The sequence below is a fragment of the Polaromonas sp. P1_E1_2 genome (genome assembly GCF_056406035.1).
Window position 1 is genome coordinate 1 of sequence record NZ_JBFUAZ010000420.1, and the last position, 3,849, is coordinate 3,849.

At 63.8% G+C, this 3,849-nt stretch carries 6 protein-coding genes; 1 reads left to right on the plus strand and 5 read right to left on the minus strand.

Annotated elements, in window-relative coordinates:
• The first annotated feature begins 138 nt into the window (after positions 1–138).
• Positions 139–597: an EVE domain-containing protein gene (locus AC1D1P_RS17050; RefSeq protein WP_477673786.1), complete on the plus strand. Its 459-nt coding sequence runs from the start codon at positions 139–141 to the stop codon at positions 595–597.
• Positions 598–605: 8 nt separating this feature from the next.
• Here the strand turns inward: AC1D1P_RS17050 and AC1D1P_RS17055 are convergent, their stop codons facing one another.
• From AC1D1P_RS17055 to AC1D1P_RS17075, 5 genes are all read right to left on the minus strand, one after another.
• Positions 606–1,283, minus strand: a complete 678-nt coding sequence (locus AC1D1P_RS17055) for a Crp/Fnr family transcriptional regulator (protein ID WP_477673787.1) — start codon at positions 1,281–1,283, stop codon at positions 606–608.
• A gap of 31 nt (positions 1,284–1,314) precedes the next feature.
• Positions 1,315–2,019, minus strand: a complete 705-nt coding sequence (locus tag AC1D1P_RS17060) for a cupin domain-containing protein (protein ID WP_477673788.1) — start codon at positions 2,017–2,019, stop codon at positions 1,315–1,317.
• Positions 2,019–2,666: an SDR family NAD(P)-dependent oxidoreductase gene (locus tag AC1D1P_RS17065; protein ID WP_477673789.1), complete on the minus strand. Its 648-nt coding sequence runs from the start codon at positions 2,664–2,666 to the stop codon at positions 2,019–2,021. Before AC1D1P_RS17065 ends, AC1D1P_RS17060 begins: the two co-directional genes overlap by 1 nt.
• Positions 2,663–3,061, minus strand: coding sequence for an MAPEG family protein (locus AC1D1P_RS17070; RefSeq protein ID WP_477673790.1), 399 nt, complete (start codon positions 3,059–3,061; stop codon positions 2,663–2,665). Before AC1D1P_RS17070 ends, AC1D1P_RS17065 begins: the two co-directional genes overlap by 4 nt.
• A 211-nt stretch (positions 3,062–3,272) precedes the next feature.
• The coding region (locus AC1D1P_RS17075; RefSeq protein WP_477673791.1) for an amidohydrolase family protein at positions 3,273–3,849 on the minus strand (577 nt) is incomplete at its 5' end.

Genomic DNA, 3,849 nt, shown 5'->3' on the forward strand with positions numbered 1-3,849 from the left:
ATTAACTTATTTGTTAATAACTTTATTCAAGATGGTCCGTGCTGTCAAGCGGCTTCTGGCCTGAGGCCGGCGCTTTTCTTTGCCCCATCGATCCGCTAAGCTTTGCTTCGTCCCCACTTCAGGTACCAAGGCCACCCCATGACAAGCTACTGGCTCATGAAATCCGAACCCGAAGAATGCTCGGTCGAAGACGCGCTCGCGGCGAAGGACTCAACAGTCCCCTGGGTCGGCGTTCGCAACTACCAGGCGCGCAACTTCATGCGTGACGGAATGCAAGTCGGCGATGGCGTGCTGTTCTACCACTCAAGCTGCGCCGAGCCGGGCATTGTCGGCATCGGCCGGGTGGCATCTACGGCCTACCCTGACCCTACGCAGTTTGATGCGAAGTCGCCCTACTACGACCCCAAGTCAAAACCTGAAGAACCGCGATGGATGCTGGTGGATGTGCAGGTATTGCGCAAGATACCCAACATCACCCTGCCCGTCCTGCGTGCACGGCCAGAACTGGCAGACCTGCAGGTGCTGCGCAAGGGCAACCGCCTTTCCATCACGCCCGTCGAGCCGCAGCACTGGAAAGCCATCACCAGCAAAAAGTGAGAAACCTGTCAGGCGCCGGACTGCGGCAGGCTTTGCAGGCGGCGCAACCCGAAGAGGTCCTTGATGATGATCTGGCCGCGCTGGCTTTTCAGGAAACCTTCGGCCACCAGCCCCTGCATCAGCCGCGCCACCACTTCACGCGACGTACCCAGATGCCCTGCCAGCTGCTGCTGTGTCGTTTTCAGTACCCCGTCGGACGAGGCGTGCAGCAACACAAAATGCACAAGGCGTTGCCGGTGGTTGAAGGAATGAACGGCATCGAGTTCTGCCATCAACCTGAAAACAAGCGTCGAGAGCGCATGCAGCGTCAGGTCCTGGATGCACGCTTCCTGCTTGAAGAGCTGCCGGTACAACGGACCGGGGATGACGGCGACACGCGTCGCCTTGTCGGCCTGAACCCAGGCGGGATAAAGAAGATCGTTGAACAGGCAGTTGAGCGAGAGCACGCAGGTCTCGCCGGGCTCCACCAGATACAGCGTCGCCTCGGTGCCCGCAGGCGTGATGGTGTACACGCGCAGCCGGCCCGACAGCACGACATAGGCGCCGGAGGCAGGCTGACCCTTGTGAATGATGCCTGTTCCCGCCAGTGCACTCATTGGAACCGCACCCTGGGTTAACAGGTTACGGCCGTCGGCACTCAGGCGGCTGAAAGGCTCGAAAAGGGCAAGTTCACGTAAGACCTGCATATTGCTCCATTCGCGGCAACCTGCCGCACCGTCAAACCATCGGTGCCACGTGGCCACGCTTGATCCATAACAGGGCACCTTCAGAACTGGCCAGGGCGGGCTGCCTGGTGTGTGGATTTCGCAGCCAGCACACCGCGCCGAGGTCCTGCGCACCCGCAGCGCGTGCGTTCGTATCGTCGCCGGCTTCGACACGGACCGAGCCCTCGACGACAAGCATTTCCTGACCGCCATGCGCGTACTGCGCGGCCATGGTACACCCCGGTTCCAGCCGTTCGAGGAATGCGGTTTCCCTGGGGCCCTCGTACAGCAATGCACGCCGATGCCGGGCGATTCCGGCATCCACCCAGGGCCTGTCTGCTGCACGGATGACGACGCGGCGCTGTTCAAGCGGGTCCATCTGCCGCAGCTTGACGAAAATGGTACAGCCCTCGTCGCTGAAGGGCCTGTGGCTGGAGCCCGGCGGGTTGCGCACATAGGTACCGGGGCCGTACGAGCCGTGCTCGTCGGAAAATACGCCGCAAAGCACAAAAAACTCTTCGCCCAGCGCATGCGAATGCGCGTCAAACCGGCTACCAGCCGCATAACGCACGAGTGACGTTGCCAAAGCCACCTCTGCACCGGTACGCTCGAGCATGCGCCGCTCGACCCCGGGTTGCGGCGACGGCAGCCACGGCAGCGACCCGGCCCGTAGGAGGACGGGCTCCGTGCGGTCGGCGTTCACGTGCATCAGCTCCATCAGAACTTCTCCGACGCGGTTCGCAGGTCCAGCTCCTGCGTCCATGCCGTGCACGCCTGTTGCGCCAGCCACAGGAAATTGGCAGCCACGCCGTCGGGCGCCATCACCGGGGCTTCTGCTGCCGCGTAGCGGGATGCGGCAGCAGAGCCGCGAAGCATGCCGTCCAGCACGACGTGGGCCACGTGGATGCCCTGCGGCTGGAACTCTCTTGCCAGTGACTGCACGAGCCCACGAAGGGCAAATTTGCCCGCGGCCATGGCCGCGAAGCGGGCCGAACCGCGCAGCGAAGCCGTGGCGCCGGTGAAGAGCAGGTTGCCGCGCCCCACGGCCAGCATGCCCGGCAGCACGGCCCGGGCGCAGTGCGCCGCCCCGACAGGGCCGGCTTCAAGGCACTCGCGCAGCGCACTCGCCTCCAGTTCAAGAAAAGGAGCAACTGCCAGATGACCCGCGTTGTACAGCAGCGTGTCGATGTGCCCGTGGCGCTCAACCAGGGCCGCGACGGCTTGCGCCACTGCGTCACCATCCGCCAGATCGCAATCTGCGCGCCGCAGGCCCGCCACTTCGTACCCCGCCCCGCTGAACTGCAGCGCGAGCGATTCGCCGAGCACGCCACCGCTTCCCGCGATGAGTGCGAAGGGCCGGCTCACAGCACCCCCAGCAGGCGCCCGATCAACACCAGTGTGGCCGCCCAGCCCGCTGCCCAGGCAAGGGTGCGTGCGCCGGGAACACCAAGCGTGTAAACCAGGTAATGAACGAGCCGCGCAAAAAAGTAGACGGCGCAGGCGATGGCCGTCACCGAATCGGCTCGGCCGCTGGCCTGCACGGCCAGCACGGCCGGCGCAAAAATCACCAGGTTTTCGGTGGCATTGGCCTGGGCCCGCTGTGCGCGCTGGGCCCATTCGACAAGGGGTTTTTCTGTGGCGGTCGGGTTGGCCAGCGTACCGCCCAGCCCGCGCACGGCGATGCGATTGAGGACATAAGGCAAGGCGAACAACGCCGCAGCGGCCAGGGTCAATGCCAGCCAGTAGATTTCCTTGGACATGATGGGTTTTTCCTTCTTCGTGACATGCCGCAATGCGGGCACGAACGCGAAGATAGCCGCGCCGGGAAAAGCGTTCTGTAGCTTTTGCTACAGAGCCACAAAAATCTGGAAGACCTGATCATCCTGCGCAAGGGCAACCGGCTGTCCATCAAGCCGGCGGAGCCAGCGTTGGCGCGTGATTACCAAACTGCTGGCGAAGTAGCCCTCGCAATCAGGGCACGTCGCCCTGCCCGCGCAGCACCTGGCCCGCACCTGCGCATACGGTGTTGCCATCGCGGCAAGCGAGCTGGCCGTTAACAAAAACGGCATCAATACCTGAGCTGACCTCGGTCGGATGCCCATAGCTCGCGTTGGCGTTCACGCGGTCCGGGTCAAAGATGACGATATCGGCGTGATGGCCCGGCGCCAGCGTTCCCCGGCCTGTAAGGCCAAAGCGCCGGGCGCTGAGGCCGGTCATCTTGTAGATGGCTGTCTCGAGCGAAAAGAGCTTTCTCTCGCGCACGTAATGCCCCAGCACGCGGGGGAAAGTGCCCCACAGGCGCGGGTGCGGCCGCACGTCATGCGCCAGGCCGTCGGAGCCGACCATGGCCATCGGGTGGCTCAGGATGCGGCTGACATCGTCTTCACTCATGGCGAAGTAAATGGCCCCCGCCGGCTGCAAGGCACGGGCCACGTCTTCTTCGGTCTGGTTGCGTTCGCGCGCCAGCTCTTTCAGCGAACGGCCGGCCACACCCGGCTCGGGTTGCGACCAGGTCACCAGCACGTCGCTGGACTGCTTCACACGGGAC

Bases quoted from the DNA above. Each gene is read 5' to 3' on its own strand.
- AC1D1P_RS17050 (WP_477673786.1), top strand. From the start codon at position 139: ATGACAAGCTACTGGCTCATGAAATCCGAACCCGAAGAATGCTCGGTC.
- AC1D1P_RS17055 (WP_477673787.1), bottom strand. From the start codon at position 1,283: ATGCAGGTCTTACGTGAACTTGCCCTTTTCGAGCCTTTCAGCCGCCTG.
- AC1D1P_RS17060 (WP_477673788.1), bottom strand. From the start codon at position 2,019: ATGGAGCTGATGCACGTGAACGCCGACCGCACGGAGCCCGTCCTCCTA.
- AC1D1P_RS17070 (WP_477673790.1), bottom strand. From the start codon at position 3,061: ATGTCCAAGGAAATCTACTGGCTGGCATTGACCCTGGCCGCTGCGGCG.